This window comes from Oceanospirillum beijerinckii DSM 7166 (assembly GCF_000422425.1).
In the GTDB taxonomy this organism is placed as follows: Bacteria; Pseudomonadota; Gammaproteobacteria; order Pseudomonadales; family Halomonadaceae; genus Oceanospirillum; species Oceanospirillum beijerinckii.
On record NZ_AULT01000057.1, the window covers coordinates 1 to 16,878 of the forward strand.

Annotated in this window: 14 protein-coding genes; 5 read left to right on the plus strand and 9 right to left on the minus strand. The window is 49.3% G+C overall.

Going from position 1 to position 16,878, the window contains the following annotated elements; all coding sequences use genetic code 11:
• From H579_RS29490 to H579_RS0116320, 3 genes are all read left to right on the plus strand, one after another.
• The coding region (locus H579_RS29490) for a hypothetical protein (RefSeq protein WP_036566443.1) at positions 1-202 on the plus strand (202 nt) is incomplete at its 5' end.
• Positions 203-235: 33 nt separating this feature from the next.
• On the plus strand, positions 236-733 hold the full coding sequence (locus H579_RS0116315; RefSeq protein ID WP_028301580.1) for an REP-associated tyrosine transposase: 498 nt from the start codon (positions 236-238) through the stop codon (positions 731-733).
• 486 nt (positions 734-1,219) lie between these two features.
• Positions 1,220-2,077: a GIY-YIG nuclease family protein gene (locus H579_RS0116320; RefSeq protein ID WP_028301581.1), complete on the plus strand. Its 858-nt coding sequence runs from the start codon at positions 1,220-1,222 to the stop codon at positions 2,075-2,077.
• Between the two features lie 343 nt (positions 2,078-2,420).
• Here the strand turns inward: H579_RS0116320 and H579_RS0116325 are convergent, their stop codons facing one another.
• The 9 genes from H579_RS0116325 to H579_RS0116370 all read right to left on the minus strand — a co-directional run bounded on the left by H579_RS0116325 (position 2,421) and on the right by H579_RS0116370 (position 13,469).
• Positions 2,421-3,329 (minus strand): Rpn family recombination-promoting nuclease/putative transposase, encoded by a 909-nt coding sequence (locus tag H579_RS0116325; RefSeq protein ID WP_028301582.1) that lies wholly within the window; start codon positions 3,327-3,329, stop codon positions 2,421-2,423.
• Positions 3,330-3,661: 332 nt separating this feature from the next.
• A complete protein-coding gene (locus tag H579_RS0116335) occupies positions 3,662-5,155 on the minus strand; it encodes a hypothetical protein (protein WP_157834641.1) in 1,494 nt (497 codons plus the stop codon).
• Positions 5,156-5,193: 38 nt separating this feature from the next.
• Entirely contained in the window at positions 5,194-6,804 is a 1,611-nt protein-coding gene (locus H579_RS0116340) for an ATP-binding protein (RefSeq protein WP_036566444.1), read from the minus strand.
• A 199-nt stretch (positions 6,805-7,003) separates the two neighbouring features.
• Positions 7,004-7,819 carry an exodeoxyribonuclease III gene (gene xthA, locus H579_RS0116345; RefSeq protein ID WP_028301585.1) on the minus strand — a complete coding sequence of 272 codons (816 nt, stop codon included), beginning with the start codon at positions 7,817-7,819 and terminating at the stop codon, positions 7,004-7,006.
• A 67-nt stretch (positions 7,820-7,886) separates the two neighbouring features.
• Positions 7,887-8,090, minus strand: coding sequence for a hypothetical protein (locus tag H579_RS26050; protein WP_051227718.1), 204 nt, complete (start codon positions 8,088-8,090; stop codon positions 7,887-7,889).
• A gap of 172 nt (positions 8,091-8,262) precedes the next feature.
• Positions 8,263-9,432: a DUF1513 domain-containing protein gene (locus H579_RS26055; protein ID WP_051227720.1), complete on the minus strand. Its 1,170-nt coding sequence runs from the start codon at positions 9,430-9,432 to the stop codon at positions 8,263-8,265.
• Position 9,433: 1 nt separating this feature from the next.
• A complete protein-coding gene (locus tag H579_RS0116360) occupies positions 9,434-10,615 on the minus strand; it encodes an imelysin family protein (protein ID WP_028301586.1) in 1,182 nt (393 codons plus the stop codon).
• The gene (locus H579_RS0116365) at positions 10,615-12,051 is read right to left on the minus strand and encodes a di-heme oxidoreductase family protein (protein WP_051227722.1); all 1,437 of its coding nucleotides are present in this window, start codon (positions 12,049-12,051) and stop codon (positions 10,615-10,617) included. Before H579_RS0116365 ends, H579_RS0116360 begins: the two co-directional genes overlap by 1 nt.
• Before the next feature lie 140 nt (positions 12,052-12,191).
• Positions 12,192-13,469 carry an imelysin family protein gene (locus H579_RS0116370; protein ID WP_028301588.1) on the minus strand — a complete coding sequence of 426 codons (1,278 nt, stop codon included), beginning with the start codon at positions 13,467-13,469 and terminating at the stop codon, positions 12,192-12,194.
• 249 nt (positions 13,470-13,718) lie between these two features.
• On the opposite strand from H579_RS0116370, the gene H579_RS0116375 reads away from it, so the two are divergent.
• Entirely contained in the window at positions 13,719-15,221 is a 1,503-nt protein-coding gene (locus H579_RS0116375; RefSeq protein ID WP_036566446.1) for an FMN-binding glutamate synthase family protein, read from the plus strand.
• A gap of 231 nt (positions 15,222-15,452) precedes the next feature.
• On the plus strand, positions 15,453-16,760 hold the full coding sequence (gene rhlB, locus H579_RS0116380; RefSeq protein ID WP_028301590.1) for an ATP-dependent RNA helicase RhlB: 1,308 nt from the start codon (positions 15,453-15,455) through the stop codon (positions 16,758-16,760).
• Positions 16,761-16,878: the final 118 nt, after the last annotated feature.

Sequence of the window (16,878 nt, forward strand, 5' to 3'; positions counted from 1 at the left end):
TCGTTGTTGGGCTTATGCGTTGACTCCGGGGCGGTTGTCGGATGGCGTTGCGCTTATCCAACCTACGGATATTATGGGGTTTATGGCGGGCGTTCGTTGTTGGGCTTATGCGTTGACTCCGGGGCGGTTGTCGGATGGCGCTGCGCTTATCCAACCTACGAATATTATGGATATGGGAATAGCTATCCCTGTTAGGATGTGAGTTTATCTATCCAAGAGACTACAAGGATGTGGTATGCAATATCGGCGCAATTATGTTGAAGGTGGGACGTACTTTTTTACGGTTAATCTACAGGATCGGGGTGAAACTCTATTGGTCGATCGTGTCGATGAATTACGTGAGTCTGTACGTTGGGTAAAGAGACGCCGACCTTTTTACATTGATGCCTGGGTTGTCTTACCTGATCACATTCATGCGGTATGGACTTTACCTGAAGGTGATGCGGACTATTCGTCCCGCTGGAGGGAAATTAAAAAACGTTTCTCAAAGGCGTTGCCACAAGATGAGCTTCGTTCTTGCGTGAGGGAAAGAAAAGGAGAGCGTGGTATTTGGCAGCGTCGTTTTTGGGAACATACCATTAGGGGTGATCAGGACTTTCGACATCATGTTGACTATGTGCATTACAATCCAATTAAGCATGGTATGGTTAACCAATTGAAAGATTGGCCTTTTTCTAGCTTTCACCGTTATGTCGTCAATGGAGTGTATCCAACTGGTTGGCACGGTTCGTAGGTCGGAAAAGCCGTAGGCGCCTTCCGACATTGTTGGGTTCACGTATTTATTTGGGATGGTGTATTCACCTTGGATTGGCGCTTTGTTTTTCGTTGGCTTTGAAGTGGTTTGAGGGTGCTCAATTTCAACCAAGGCGTTATGGAGAGGCCGTTGTCGGATGGCGCCTACGGCTTATCCAACCTACGGTGATATGATTTGGATTAGATAAGCCGCATCGAAACGGTTTGAGGGCGCTCAATTTCAACCAAGGCGTGATGGAGAGGCCGTTGTCGGATGGCGCCTACGGCTTATCCAACCTACGGTGATAAGATTTGGATTAGATAAGCCGCATCGAAACGGTTTGAGGGCGTTCAATTTCAACCAAGGCGTGATGGAGAGGCCGTTGTCGGATGGCGCCTACGGCTTATCCAACCTACGGTGATGAGATTTGGATTAGATGAGCCGTATCACAACTTTTAATACGATCAGAAAATATTAAGGACAATAATGACTGCAACCCCTTTCTCTATCCGTATTTTTGTGGCTGATGGCGACCCGGAAGGCTTACGCATTGCGGAGCGCTCTAACTGGGTCGGTAAGGCGTTGGCATTTCCACGCAGTGCATTAGGCCGGGTTATGCAGCGAGATGAGCTGGAATACAGCGGTGTTTATCTGTTGCTGGGGCCAACGGAGAAAGGAGAGGGGGATGCCTTATATATTGGTGAAACCGAGCAGTTCCGTAAGCGTCTGGGCCAGCATCAAAAGAGTGATGATAAGGGGTTTTGGAGCGATACCTTTTGCTTTACCTGTTCTAACGGGGCGTTAAATAAGGCGCAGATCCGCTATCTGGAACATCGTTTGGTGGATAAGGCGCGTAAGGCTCGTCGGGTGATGGTGAAAAATGGAGTCAATCCAAGCGAACCGACATTATCTGAAGCGGATAGGGCGGAGATGGATGTCTTTCTCTCCCATATGTTGGATATGCTGCCAGTATTAGGGGTAACGGCGTTTGAACAGCCGGTGACACCTGCAACCACTGAGACGCTGTTATATATTCGCACCAAAGGCATTAAGGCTACCGGGTATCAGTCCTCTCAGGGTTTTGTGATCCAGGAGGGTTCACAGGTGGTGGCCGATGAGATGCCTTCCATATCAGTTAATATGAGCCAGCTGAGGCAGGAGCTGAAAAACAGGGATGTCATTGTAGAGAGTAACGGGGCGTGGGTGTTCCAGCAAAATTACAGTTTTAAGTCTCCCTCTACGGCTGCAGCAGTGGTGACCGGGAGTTCTATCAATGGCCGAACGGCATGGAAAACCAGTGCAGGTAAGACGTTAAAGGTTTTGCAGAGTGAGTCCGGGAGTTAGCAGCTCCCATTTTTGGTCAGAGCTTTTACATCGTCCAGGCTTAACTCGGTGATATCGACGATTTGTTCATTTGAAAGCGAGCCAAAAGCAATGAGTTTAAGCGCCACTTCCTGCTGCTGGAGGCTTTTTCAATACTAAAGACACCACTGAGGGCGCTTTGTTTCTGTTCCAGCTCGGTGTCGCTGTATGCGCCTTCATCGACAAGGTAATACCTGAGATGAGGTTGATAGGCTTGCAGAAATGCCGGTGGTTCCGGGCTGACCAGACCGGAGCTAATCCCGTCTGGGCTTGTTGTAAGGCTCTGTTATGGTCAGTGGTGTAGCTGACGCATGACGCTGCGTTGTTAATGGTGTGAGTTGTTCTTAATCGCGAGAACGTCTTCCAGTGAAATCTGCAGTGCCTGCGCGATTTGTTGATCGGATAGGCCGATTTGAACAAGGTTGAGCACAGACTGGGTGTTTTTCTCTTTTTCCCTGAGTACTGCAGCCCGATGAGCTTCCTCTCTGCCTTCCTCTCTGCCTTCTTCTCTGCCTTCGTCTCTTGCGGTATCAATCACATTTTTCAGATCACGATAATATTTCAGGCTGGATTCGTAAGCCTGGCGCTCTTCCGGTTGAAAACGGGCAATACTGGCTTTTTCAAATAGGCTTAGAAAAACCTTTTCACGCAGGCGGGGCGGAATGCTATCCAGCTCATGCAGATGCCGGAACAGATAAAACCATTTATCCTGCAGGCTTTCCAGTTCATCTTCTGTTTTGGTGAAATTTGGTAGGGTCAGGTAGATAAAGGTTAATTTGTCGTAGAAGGTCTGATTATGCTGGTTTTTCAGCTGGACACGGTGGACCACATCACCACGGGTGGCTGCTTCTTCATCATCAAAGATAAAGTCCAAAATGCCTATGGTGTAGACTGCGGAGAGCTTGAAGTTCCATTCACCACGTTGGGCTTGTTGTTGAATTGGAAAGGTGGCGTAAAACAGGCTGCGGTCTTTAAAGTAGTTCTGTTTCGCTTTTTGTAGCTCAACAATAAAAAATTCGCCGCTGGCACTGGTGCAGTTCAGATCGAAAATGGCTTTGCGATCCAGCGCGGTAGCGCCTTGGTGCTCGCTATTGCTGAAATGCAGTTCCTGAATCTGATGGTGTTCGGGCAGTAAGGTATTCAGAAAGCTGATCAGATGCTCTTTGCTGGCTTCTTCACCAAAGGCTTTTTTAAAGCCGAAATCGGTAAACAGGTTGATGTATTTCTCTTTCACTGTTTTGCCCTGCTGCCACGTTTAGTCTGTTGTGATTATCCTTGTGGGAGGCGTGTGTGACAAGACTGGCGGCTAACGACGTGTCTTCTGGCCGGTTTGGCTGAGTATCATCAGATAGTTGCTTTGGCCTTTCACCGTGGCTGAGATGCTGCTGCTTTTTTTCTTAGGTTTTTACCTGGCCTTTTTTGTACAGGCTTTGTCCCCGTTCCAGGCTGCTGGGCTCAGCGCGACGATAGATCTCTTCAAAATCAAACATTGGATTTAGTTTCCCTGCTGCCTGGCTGCTATTGGCCTGTTATTTGTTGTGAGTTAACCACGGTGACTAATGGGTATTAAAGGTATTGGCTGAAATGTTCCCGAATCAATGCCATCAGGTTATGTTTATGGCGATAGGTCTGGCTGATGGTATAAAGCAGCTGGATCAACGGGCCCATATCCAGATCTTGCTCTGACTGTTGTTCCTGCTCTGGCTGTTGTTCTGGCTCTAACGGCTGTTTTAGCTTGAGTTGTTGTTCAAGATCCAATAGCAGGTCGATGGCTCTTTGATAAACGGTGTCATTGCTTTGTTTAAGTAACGCAAAGATAACCTGATGGTAGAGTTCGGCGCTCTCTTCAGGCTGCTGTTGGATAATGGCATTCGCCAGTTCAATCAGGTGCTGTGGCGAAGATTTATGCTGTTTGGCCCAAGCCAGGGCTTTATCAAACTGCTGTTGGTACAGATAAAAAACCAGCATCTCATCGAGTACAACGGGGGAGACAAAACCGAAGGATGACGGTTTGGGTTGTTGGCAGTTTTGCAGTAAAAGCTGCTCGGCTTTATCGGCCAGAGCATTATCCTGCACGCCAATTCTCTGTTCCAGAGTATGCAGTACTTTAAAGGCGCTAAAACTGGGCGAGCTTTCAAACAGTGCCCAGGCTTGTTTCCAGGCTTCGGCAGGTTCGTCCAGTGCGATCAGGACTTCGATCTCCTGACGGTCACAGGCGAGTTGATCTTTTTCATCCTCACAACGCTTTCTGGCTTTGAGCAACCAGTCCTCGGCATCAAAGGGTTCGTCGTTATCCAGGCAAATTTGGCAGGCGGCCAGCAGATCCTGGCTATCATGGGCAACTTGTCCCAGTAGTGAGCAGTGTTCACGCCAGTTGCCGGTGGCGATCGCGTGATCAATCAGTGGCTGTCCACAACGTTTAAGCCGCCAGTTGTATTTAAACAGCTCATCTTTCTTAAAGGGCTTATTAGCAGGAATCTGTTCCAGCTGTAACGCGCACTTTTCCCGTAAACGCTCGCTAATGGCTTCGCTGGGCTGAAAGTCATTGGGTACACTGGGGAACAGATCGAAATTCTGTTTATAAAGCTGCTCGAACAGCCATTGGGCTTTGGCTTCGTCGCTCCAGCTGAGTTGAGCAAAAAGAGTGATCAGTTTGTCGCAGAGGGTGGTAGCCAGCGCATCATGATAACCGCTGGTATCTTCAATACGTTCCAGTGCTTTGTTTAAGCGGCTAATGGCATGCTGTAGCACTTTCCATTGCTCATCCTCGGGGAGATTAGAGGTGATCTGAAAAATCGTATTAAACAGGGATTCAGCCTGATGAAAATAGCGTCGTACTTTTCGCCATTCACTGACCTCTTTCACAGGCAGTGCCTTGGTGATCATTTTTTTGATCTCAGTCAGGCTGGGGGGCTTTTTCGCCAGCTCTGCGGCCTGCAGCCATTTCCTGCGTTCGGCATCATCCTGATGGATATAGCCTAAAAGGGTTTCAACCAGTTCGCTGTGGGATTTTTCTGTCAGAAACTCTTTGAGCAGAGTGTCTGGATCTTGATCGAACATACCGCTGTGTATTTCCTTGCCCTGCACTATGGAACCTGTTACCTAACCTGTTGCCAGTCCATCTGTACCAGCTGTCTTTGCTGGCTGTTAAAGACCATGCCGACTTCAAAAATCTGTTTACCACTGGCAAGGTATTTCTCGCTATAACCCCGTTGCTGAATCTGGGTCAGGGCTGGATTGGGTCGCTGTGCCTGCTCTTGTATCTGTGCTGATGTTTGAGCCGGTGTTTGACTTGAATAGTTATCGCTGTTATCCCGCTTAATCTCGAGTGCATAGATATAGTCGCCCAGCTGGATGGTCATATCCGCCTGGCCTCTGTTGCTGATATCTTCGGGAATAATAGTCGCGTTGAGGCTGCTAAAAAACGCATACAGCACACTGGCGTAATAACCTTCGCTATCTGGCAAGTCGTTGTTGGTAAAATTGCGCCATGGGATACCGGCAAACAGGCTGATAATCTCTTGTTTAAGCTGTGCCAGGTTACCTTGGGACAGGCTGCGAAACAGCCTTTGGCGAATCGTTTTACTCTCCTGATCCTGTTCGGCGTAGCCTTTGATGAGTTGAGTGGCCAGCGCACTTTTAACTTCTCGATTAGGCACTTCCAATACAAAGGCCTGTTCGCCCAGGTCATCGGTATAAGTCTTGGCAATAGTGAGATAGCCTGCCTGAAACAGCAGTGTAATGGGGTTGATATTTTCCACTTCAAAGGAGTTCAGAATTTCTGCACCCACTTCAATATTTTCCAGATCAGGCAGGAAGTATTGATGTTTTTTAAACAGGCGGATTAAAAACTCTGGACTGCCAGTTTCAAACCAGTAGTTGCGGTAGGTATGATCTTCAAAAATAAACAACAGAATATCGTAAGGGTTATAAACGGCTTCGCCGGTAAAATGGTAGCCGTTATACCAGGATTTTAGTTCAGCCATATCAACCCCAGCCAGGTGCTCGGCAAAGGTGGTTTCCAGATCGTTTTGCGTGTAGCCACAGATATCAGAAAAGTACTTGTTCAGTGTGATGTCCTGAATCTGGTTAATCCCGCTAAACAGACTGACTTTGCTGAACTTGGTGGCTCCGGTCATAAAGATAAAGCGGATCAGGCTATCCTGAGCTTTCATCACGGAGTAAAGGTTTTTCAGCCCTTCACGGACCTCGCTCGCTAACTCAGTCTGATCAATATTATCCAGAATAGGCTTATCATATTCATCAATCAGCACAACCACCTGATTTTGAGCGGATTGATTGGCTGCTGACTGAATTAAACGAGAAAAGCGAATAGCAGGATTGTCATCGCGCTCGAGCTTTAAGCCGAGTCTACTTTCCTGTTCATCCAGTTGTTGATGCAACCAGGCATTGAGCTCATGACGGCTATGGATTATGCCGCTGGCAAAATCAATTTTGATCACTGGCCAGATTTGTGACCAGTCCCATTTGTCTTCGATATAAAGACCCGTGAATAGCTCCTGACGGCCTTCAAAAACCGATTTGATGGTATCCAGCAACAGGCTTTTGCCAAAGCGACAGGGACGGGAGAGAAAATAACGCCCGGCACCATCCAGCATACGGGCAATACCCGGCGTTTTGTCGATATAGACAAAATTACCTTGGATAATGCTGGAAAAGGTTTGAATACCGATAGGTAGTTTTTTCATTAGGATCACTGACTGCTATAACACCTGACCTGCTTCAGTATACCTGATCAGGTATAGGGATTCAGTGTTGTTCACCAAGTCCGGTATCCGTCTATCAGCACAAAAAAATCCCCGAACTGAGTGTTAATCAATCCGGGGGTTTTATACTGTCGTCCAGCCTTCCAGCCTTCCAGCCTTCCAGCCTTCCAGCCTTCCAGCCTTAAAACTTAAACTCGCCCCAAACCGGGCAGTGATCCGATGGTTTTTCCATAGCACGGATCTCATAGTCGATACCTGTAGCGGTGCACTTTTCCATCAGTGGCGCAGTGACCAGCAGAGTGTCGATACGCAGGCCGCGTTTTGGCTCATCATCAAAGCCTTTGCTGCGGTAATCAAACCAGCTGAACTGACTGTTATCTTCCGGGTGTTGCTCGCGGTAGCTGTCGACTAAGCCCCAGCCCAGCAGGCGATCAAACCATTCACGCTCTTCCGGCTGGAAGCTGGTTTTACCGGTACGCAGCCAGCGCTTGCGATTAGGCTCACCAATACCGATATCCCAGTCGGTGGAGGAGATATTAAAGTCACCCATGACAACGACATTTTTCTGGTTGTCGTATTCGCTTTCCAGCAGGGTTTGCAGATCCGCGTAGAATTTACGCTTGGCCGGGTATTTCACCTCATGGCTGATATTTTCACCCTGTGGGAAGTAGCCGTTCATTACCGTGACGATGGAACCGTCTTCGGCTTCGTAGTCTCCGATAATCATACGGCGCTGGGCATCGTCTTCATCGGTCGGGAAGCCTTTACGTAAGGAGAGCGGCGCTTTTTTCGACATCAGCGCCACACCGTAGTGACTCTTCTGGCCGAAGTACTCAACGTGATAACCCATCGCTTCAATATCTGCCAGCGGGAAGGCATCGTCATGTACCTTAATCTCCTGCAGGCCAATCACATCCGGCTGTTGCTGATCAATCAGTGCCTGAATCTGATGTAAGCGGGCACGAATACCGTTGATATTGAAGCTGATAATTTTCACGTGCAGTTTCCTTTTAAGTCGGGTTCAGCGTATTGAGGCTGGCTTTATACCGTGTCTGTTGACTGACTTAAGCGTCTTTCTTAACGCCTAAACGTTCCAGCTTTTTAGCAGCCTGCTCTTTGCGCTGTTTGGCTTTTTTCTTTTGATTCGCGGTCTTAGGACGGTTGCCGGCTTCAGCTTGTTCCTGACGCCACTGTTTAAAATCGTCTTTTTTACCGGTACGGATATTGGCTTTGCCTTTCAGCGAGCGGGTCTTTTTACTACGGCTCATGATGGGACTCACTGTGTAGAATAGGGACAGGTTTATGCTTACCTGTACAAAGGGCGGGCATTTTAGGCCAGCACCCGCCAGGTTACAACGCTAATTATCCTATGGCTTTGATGGATACAGGCGATTGTAACCGAGCCGGGCAGATTTAATGGTTTCTCTTAACTCTTAATGCCTAACCAATCCAGCTAAGGTGATTATCCCAGTGTACTCCGTTTAAGGTCTGCTGCCAGAGTCTATGACCTGTGCCCGCATGATAAGCGGCTAGGGTGCCATCACCACCACTGACCAGATAGTAAGGTTGGGTCGGGTGTGCACAAACACCAGCACAGTCTGTTTGACTCATCTGCTTGATCAGCTTGCCGCTGGACCTTTGCCACAGGGTAATCTGATTATCACGGGGTGCGGTGATACACACCGTATCCGTTTGATCATGGCAGGCAACACTGGCGATATAAGCTTTTAGCTGGGGCCAGAGCGTATCATCGGCACCCACTGCGGTCAGTTTATCTTCACCTAATTTATGGCTATAGATCAGTTTAGGGCTTTCATGTACTTCGCCCTGATATTGAGCACCGACCCAAACCTGTCCATCGGGGGCAACATCCAGATGTCTTAACGACAGTTGGTGATGGGGCGGTGTCACCTGTTGGATCAGCTGACCAGACAGGTCCAGATAGCTGATGTTGGGCTGCATAGTGTCCAGATTCAGCTTGATTCTGGGGTAGTCCGGGTGTGTTTCTATGCCGCCATTCGCGACCACCAGCAATGGCGCAGGGGGTTGGCCTGCAGCCTGTTTGGCGTAGACCCAGGCGATCTGGTGTGGCCCAACTCCTTGGCTGGACCATTCGCCAATCCTTTTAAAACCCTCATCGACCCGATAGACGCCGATCATCCCCTGGGCATTCTCGTAATCGTTTTCAGAGCAATACAGATATTGGCTATCGGCAGAAAAGAGGCCATGGCCATAAAAGTGACGGTCGGTGGTGGCATCTATCAGATTGTGCTTTCCGAGTTGACGATCCTGAACCAGTAGTTGGGTGCCGGGACGGCGAGCCACAGACACCAGATAGCGGCCATCCGGTGAAGCGGCCACCTGATGACCGCGCCAACCGCTGGGCAGGAGTTTGGCATCCTTGCTGTAATCTGTACCGTTTGTCAGATAGAGCATCTGGTGGCCAGCCGCATCCGTTTTGACGCTGCTGGCTAATTGCAGGCCATGTGTAGCAGAGGAAGCCGGTGTATTAGCCAGTACTGCCGGGCTGAATAGACTCAGGCCGGCACAGCCGATCAGACCGGACTGTATCAATTGGCGACGACTCATATTTACCGGCATGTTGGGCATTTTAATCTCCGTCTCGTGAGTTGAATTTCTGTGCCAGATTAAAACTGGGCAGTGGTTTTTTCAGTGCTTGCTCCAGCTGTTTCAGATTCTGATAAAAGCGTTTTGCCAGCGCTCGGCCTTCCGTTTGAGCAAAGGCCTGTTGCTGCATCTGTTGCAGTTGTGAGGCTTGCTCTTTCAGCGTGCTTAGCTGCTGTTGGATCGCTTCCGCTTCTGCCGTAAAGCCTTTTTTAAGCAATAAGCGGTGAGGACCGTTGTGGCCATCGGCACCCAGGTACAGGTGTTCAATATCGGTGATATTTTGCTGAATATTGTCCAGATTTAAACCGCTGCGCCAGTTTTCTGACAGATAAACGTTAGATCTGGCTTGATCGGTATTTAAGCGAAACGGCTTGTAGACTTTGTCTTTGGCAACAATCTCGGCACTTTGTGCCAAACCCGCCAGCAGATAGCCAGTGGCCTGAGTGATACTGGCAAAGGTATCATTACCCAAACCGGCATCGTGCCAATGTTCCAGAAATTCACTTTCCTGCCAGCGGGTCAGCAGGGCTTGACTATTGGCTAAGCTTTTCTCGCTGATCGCCTGCAACGCCGGGCAGGTTTGTTGAACGGTTGCATGTTGTAGATGACGAGGATCATACAGTAGGTATTCACTGGCTGCCAGACCTTGAACCGCAATACCGCCCAGACTCAGATCAACATCGCCCCCTTGTTTGATCAGCCCCTCGACCTTACGTTCAACCAGATTTTTTTTATCCGGCCAGAAGGTGATATTCAGGCGTACCGTGGTATCCGTATTCGGCCCCAGTGGAAACATCTGTATTTTTTGCCACTGTTGAGCGCTCTGTTTCCACAGGATTTGCAGCTCTTTCAGGTGGCCCCATTGGTTTAAGGGTTGCGCTGCAGCGGAAGAGGATATTGTCTGACCGCAGGCCAGGATTACCCCGTGCTGGAAATCTTGATTGTTCTTAATCAGTTGCTGCATCTGGCGGTTTTGCAGCTGTTCGTTGCTGAGAATAAAAGCATCATAATCAAATGAGGCTTGATCATCAGCCGGGACTGATGAGGAGAAGCTGCTCAGCGCTAATGTGGCAAAGCAGGCAGCCAGAGGGAGCGCAAAAGAGGTGGCCCGGACGGGGTGGCGATCCTGATCTGGTCCATAGGTAGAAAAATAGCTAAAAAACATTAAATAGACTCCAGGAAGCGGATCAATTGTTCACGTTCGGTGGATTTTAGCTGCATAAAGCTCTGCTTCACAGCCTCCGACTCACCACCATGCCACAGGATAGCTTCTTCTAAGGTGCGGGCACGGCCATCATGCAGATAGTTTTCCTGTCCGGTCACTACTTTATTCAGGCTGATACCCCAGAGCGGTGGAGTGCGCCATTCGTGGCCATCGGCCAGGAATTCAGGTCGGTGATCGGCCAGGCCTTCACCCATATCGTGCAGTAGCAGATCGGTGAAGGGACGAATCTTCTGGTTAGATAGCTCTGGGCGATCTGCAGCTTTGGCTGTGGTCCAGCTTTCAACGTGACACTGTTGACAGCCCACTTGTTTAAACAGCTGGTAACCGGCGATTACATCGGCATCTTTATAGTTACGCTGTGCCGGTACTGCCAGATGTTGGGTATAAAAGGTGACGTGATTCAGGGTTTTCTCAGTTACTTCAGGCTCACCACCGGAGGCACTCAGTTCACAGGGCTGGTGACGGGTACAGTCGGTATCCGGGTGTAGTGGTGTGGTCAGGCCCATATCACCGGCAAAAGCGCCGGAGTTTTGCTGCTTCAGGTTCGGTTGACCGGCTTTCCAGCCAAAGCGACCCAGTACGGTCGCTTGCTGTTCCACATCCCACACTTGGTTGGCTTTACCTGAGATACCATCGCCATTTTTATCTTCTGGGTCGGCGTTAGCCAGAATCTGCTCTTCAGACAGCAGCTCCAGCAGGCCCAGACCGACCATCTGTGGTGCGATACGAGGCGAGGTTTCCAGTTGGCTGCCATCACCGTAAGCCAGGTTAATCACCTGGTAATGAGGCACACGCAGTTCAGCAGTCTCGCCATCAGGATAACTGATGGTTTGTGTACTGTAGGTCAGGCGCATCTCGCCTTCCGGTGTGATACGGGTTGAAGCAAAGTTCTGCAGCTGACCACCATAAATAGAGTCATTCAACGGGCCAAATTTGATCTGCTGTGCTTTTTCCTGCTCGGTTTTTGCCGGACGGCTCAGGCGCAGAAACAGACTGATTGCAGCTTCTGTACCGGCATCCCGCTCAGGGTTGATATCCGGTACGACACCGCGACCATCTTTTACGTGGCAGTTCTGACAAGCATTAGTGTTAAACAGAGGCCCTAGGCCGTCGCGGGCGGTGGTGCTGGAGGGAGCCATCACCCAGGGGGCTTTAAAGAAGCTGTTACCCACTTTGAAATCCAACTGACGTAGCGGTGACAGGTTGGCGGCAGGACGGGAAAAGGCGTTACGGTCGTTTTGTTTTACCGTGGTTTTACCGCCCATACGTGGGTCTTGTTTGTACTCTGTTGAATTAGCAGAGACCGTTGGAGCCAGGCTGGATAAAGCAAATACACCACCGATCACGGCGGCTAGCGGTAATTGTTTGATCTTCATCAAGTTTCCCTTTGGTCAAAACGCACAAACGGCCCAAAGGCCGTTTGCTTGATCACGTTTTTATAATCACGCTTTTATGATCAATAGCATGTCTGCATCGCTTGGTAGATCGTCATCTATCAAGCGATTGATCGTTTTAATTAGAATTCGTGATCAGCCGTGTCTGGGTTCAGCGCGTCGATCTTCAGTGTGGCAGCAACCTGTTCGATATAACGGGTCTGCTCAACCAGTGTACCGATAGAGCGGTTCAGCAGGTCAGTACCCTGAGCGTTACCTGGTGCAATCAGCATATCGAATTTGATCTGCTGAGGGCCTTCTGCCAGATTTACCATCTCCATCAGAGTGCGGTCTGTGGTGTTCAGCTGGCTACGCAGAGACGCATCCAAAGATGGGTTTGTCGCTTGGATCAGATCACTCAGGCTGGTGCCGTTAACCAGGCTGCCGTCAACACGCTTGTACTGACCCAGATAGATGTTTTGCACACCCTTGGCATCATAGTAGTGAGAGTAGTGGGTGTTGTCGGAGAAACAGTCGTGCTCGTCTTCGGTAGAGTTGGCTTCCATCGCAACCTTGATACGCTCACCGGCCAGCTCACCCAGAGACAGGCTGCCCATGCCATACAGCATCTTACGCAGACCTTGCTCAGGCGCATCCGCCAGTAGTTCTGCACGGTAGTTGCTATTATTACCTGGGGCCCACTGATCACGCATTTCGGCCAGATCGCTTACCAGTAGCTCAGTAGCGGCCTTCAGGTATGCACTACGACGGTCACAGTGACCACCCGTACAGCCCGCACCCTGAACAAAGTCTGTGTAAGGGCGTTCACCGGCACCTGTATTTGTACCGTTCAGGTCCTGGCCCCATAACAGGAACTCAATAGCGTGGTAACCGGTCGCAACGTTGGCCTCAGAGCCACCCAGTTCATTCAGATTGGCCAGTTTTTCCGGGGTAATCTGTGTCAGATCCAGTGTTTCAGAGCCCAACTGCAGTTGGGGACTGGAGATGATATTCAGTTCTGCACCTGGGTTGCCCAGCTCGTACTGGTAGTTCGCATTGTCAACGTAGTCGATCAGACCTTCATCCAGTGGCCAGGCGTTCAGCTGACCTTCCCAGTCATCAACGATGGCGTTACCGAAACGGAACACTTCACTCTGCTGATAAGGCGCGCGGGCAATTTTCCACTTCTCTTTCAGCGTTTCCAGACCCTGAGCGCTTGGATTGGCGATAAACATATCAACAGACTTTTGCAGATCAACTGCAGTCAGGTAGGCGTCTTCAAAAGTCGCGTGGGCGATGTTTGCGTAGTTGGTAACAACCTGCTGCTCAGGTGTGCCCGCTTGTTCCGCCTTTTGTAACAGACCACAGCCGGAGATGCCTGCTGCCAGAGCGATGGCAAGAGCCAGAGTACGTTTTTTCATGTTTATCCCTAAGAATCTGATTTGGAAATGGGGGTATTATTTATATGGTGTGCTTATTCTAATTGCTAATGAGAAGGTTTATCAATAGTGTTTTTATAAGAAAATGATTTTTTATTGATCCGGTGCAGAGGTTCATGGTGATAAGTTGTGCTTGGTTGTCACTAAATGATTGCTGGGATCTTTCTATTAAAAGTCGGCTTAGGTCAGTGAATCCGCTATGATGGCAGAAGATTAGATGAGGGAATAATAATGGATCAGTTTGCTACCTTAATCCTTGATGTTGCAGTGATTTTATTTAGTTTGATATTGCTGGCAGGAATCGTCACCGTTGCTGTGATGTATTATGTGGATAAAAACCAGACCGCCCATACCATACGACGTAATTTCCCGGTACTGGGGCGCTTTCGGTATTTCTTTGAGCATATGGGAGAGTTTTTCCGTCAGTACTTTTTTGCCATGGATCGGGAGGAGTTACCGTTTAACCGGGCGCAACGTAGCTGGGCCTATCGCGCGGCAAAAGATATCGACAATACGGTTGCCTTTGGTTCCAGTCGGGATATTCATCAACCGGGTGCCATTATTTTTCTGAACACCCCTTATCCGACGTTAAAAGAAGATGCAGTTGAATCACCGCCGTTGATGATAGGGCCTTACTGTCGGACGCCGTTTGAAGCCAAATCTATCTTTAATATCTCCGGCATGAGCTATGGTGCTTTGTCCAAACCAGCGGTACTGGCACTGTCCAATGGTGCCCGAAAGGCGGGGTGTTGGATGAATACCGGTGAGGGTGGTGTCTCTTCATATCACTTGGAGGGCGGTTGCGATATCGTTTATCAGATCGGGACAGCGAAATACGGCGTCCGTGACGATCAGGGGCAGTTGAGCGATGAAAAGCTGCTGCACCTGGCTCAAATTGAACAGATCCGCATGTTTGAGATCAAACTCAGCCAGGGTGCTAAACCGGGTAAGGGTGGTATTCTGCCCGGTGAGAAGGTTAATGCAGAGATCTCCCAGATCCGGGGGATTCCGGTGGGGCAGGATTCAATCAGTCCCAACCGACACCCTGAAATTAACAGCCCACAGGACCTGCTGGATATGATCGCACGGGTACGTCGTGTTACCGGTAAACCTGTAGGGATTAAATTCGTATTAGGCAGCCATGAATGGCTGGATCAGTTGATGGCCGAAATTAACCACAGAGGTGAAGCCTCTGCACCTGACTTTATTACTCTGGATGGTGCTGAAGGTGGCACAGGTGCGGCGCCTATGCCGCTGATGGACAGCGTAGGCCTGCCTTTACGTCAGAGTTTGCCTTTGGTGGTAGATATGCTGAAGGCTTTTGGTTTGCGTGATCGGATCAAGGTGATTGCATCCGGTAAATTAATGGTGCCAACTAATGTTGCCTGGGCGATCTCTGTAGGTGCAGACTTTTGTGTTACTGCCCGGGGCTTTATGTTTGCTTTGGGTTGTATTCAGGCGCTGCAATGTAATAAAAATACCTGTCCTTCCGGTGTGGCAACCCATGACCCTGATCTGCAGGAAGGTTTAAATCCTCAGGACAAAGCCGTTCGCGTGCACAACTATCATAAGCATATGATCAATGAAATTGGGGTTATTGCTCATTCATGTGGTGCCCGTGAGCCGAGAGAATTAAAACGTCATCATGCTCAGATGGTGACTGAGAATGGATTGTCGGAAAATCTGGCAAGCCTGTACCCGGGCAACTATATTCCTCTACGGGAAAAAAACTGATAGAAAAGAACTGAGCTTGTGCACAAAAACTGAGACAATAGGCGCAAGTGATAAATTAAAGTACACGCGACTGATAGCTGTGTAGCGTGTCATTATGAACTTTTGAGTGTGCGCTGATCTATTCAGCGTACATTCGATAATTAAGTGACTGAGTCAAAGCCCCATGATAAGTGCCTTGACTCAGGTATGATAAAGCCTCGATGCGTTCGGGGTTTAGGAGCAAATATACTCGTGTCCAACCCTGCTGAAAATCAGAATAGCCGTCCACAGAATACCCGTAAGAAACACTATAAGCGTCGCCGTCGTCCCCCTTTTAAAAAGTCTGCCCCGGATAACAGTGACTGGGATCTGTCTCAGTTTGTTGTACCTGAGGTGGAAGGTCAGCACCGTTTCCATGATTTTGATCTGCCCCTGCCGATGATGCGTTCGATCTGCGAGGCGGGTTTCCATTACTGCACACCGATTCAGGGGCAGTCTCTGGAACACACCCTGTTAGGCAAAGATTTGATCGGTAAGGCACAAACCGGTACCGGTAAAACTGCAGCCTTCCTGATCAGTATCCTGAGCTACTTCCTGGAGGAAGAAGCGCCGGGTATGCAGAAAGACGGTGCTCCCCGAGCCCTGATTATCGCACCAACCCGTGAGCTGGTGATGCAGATCGCTAAAGATGCCCATCAGCTGAATAAATACTGCGGTTTTAACGTGGTGACGATTGTTGGCGGTATCGACTACCAGAAGCAGCGTGAGCAGCTGAAAGGCCAGATCGACATTATGGTGGCGACACCGGGTCGTCTGCTGGACTTCCATCAGAAGCGTGATCTTGATCTGCGTGAAGTAGAAGTATTGGTACTGGATGAAGCGGATCGCATGCTGAGCATGGGCTTTATCCCGGATGTTAAACGTATTATCCGTGCGACACCGAAAAAAGAGGAGCGTCAGACCTTCCTGTTCAGTGCCACCTATCCCCAGGATGTGGAAAACCTGGCTCAGATGTGGACCTGGGAGGCAGAGCGTATTGAGATCGAATCGGAAGAAGAGACCAGCGCCAACGTTGAACAGCACGCTTATATTGTGGCAGATGTGGACAAAGAAAAACTGTTGATCAGCCTGATGCGTAAAGAGGGTTGGGATCGGGTCATCGTGTTTGCGAACCGTCGTGACCGTGTGCGTGACCTGTGTGAACAGCTGAAAAAAGCCAATGTCAGTGTGGCCATGTTGTCTGGTGAGGTTGAGCAGCGTAAGCGTATCTCAACGCTGGAAAAATTCCGTGATGGCAGTATTCAGGTACTGGTGGCGACGGATGTGGCCGGTCGTGGTATCCATATCGATGATGTCAGTCATGTAGTGAACTTCACTCTGCCGGATGATCCCGAAGACTACGTGCACCGTATTGGTCGTACCGGCCGTGCGGGTTCTCAAGGCGTATCCATCAGCTTTATCGGTGAGGAAGATGCTTTTGTATTGCCGGAGATCGAAGAGTTTATCGGTAAGAAGATCGAAAGCCAGCAACCGGATATGAGCCTGATCGAGAACGATTGATCCTGCAAAGTGCTGCTTAGATCGTATTGATCTTGCTGAATGATAAAAACCGATAGTACTCAGGTGCTATCGGTTTTTTTTTATCTGTAATTGTTAAACGTATTTTTATTGTCCCTAC

Excerpts from the sequence above, each read along its gene's own strand:
- H579_RS0116360 (WP_028301586.1), bottom strand. The coding sequence starts at position 10,615 with ATGTTTTTTAGCTATTTTTCTACCTATGGACCAGATCAGGATCGCCAC.
- H579_RS26055 (WP_051227720.1), bottom strand. The coding sequence starts at position 9,432 with ATGCCCAACATGCCGGTAAATATGAGTCGTCGCCAATTGATACAGTCC.
- H579_RS0116375 (WP_036566446.1), top strand. The coding sequence starts at position 13,719 with ATGGATCAGTTTGCTACCTTAATCCTTGATGTTGCAGTGATTTTATTT.
- H579_RS0116320 (WP_028301581.1), top strand. The coding sequence starts at position 1,220 with ATGACTGCAACCCCTTTCTCTATCCGTATTTTTGTGGCTGATGGCGAC.
- H579_RS0116365 (WP_051227722.1), bottom strand. The coding sequence starts at position 12,051 with ATGAAGATCAAACAATTACCGCTAGCCGCCGTGATCGGTGGTGTATTT.
- H579_RS0116335 (WP_157834641.1), bottom strand. The coding sequence starts at position 5,155 with ATGTTCGATCAAGATCCAGACACTCTGCTCAAAGAGTTTCTGACAGAA.
- H579_RS26050 (WP_051227718.1), bottom strand. The coding sequence starts at position 8,090 with ATGAGCCGTAGTAAAAAGACCCGCTCGCTGAAAGGCAAAGCCAATATC.
- H579_RS0116370 (WP_028301588.1), bottom strand. The coding sequence starts at position 13,469 with ATGAAAAAACGTACTCTGGCTCTTGCCATCGCTCTGGCAGCAGGCATC.
- H579_RS0116315 (WP_028301580.1), top strand. The coding sequence starts at position 236 with ATGCAATATCGGCGCAATTATGTTGAAGGTGGGACGTACTTTTTTACG.
- H579_RS0116340 (WP_036566444.1), bottom strand. The coding sequence starts at position 6,804 with ATGAAAAAACTACCTATCGGTATTCAAACCTTTTCCAGCATTATCCAA.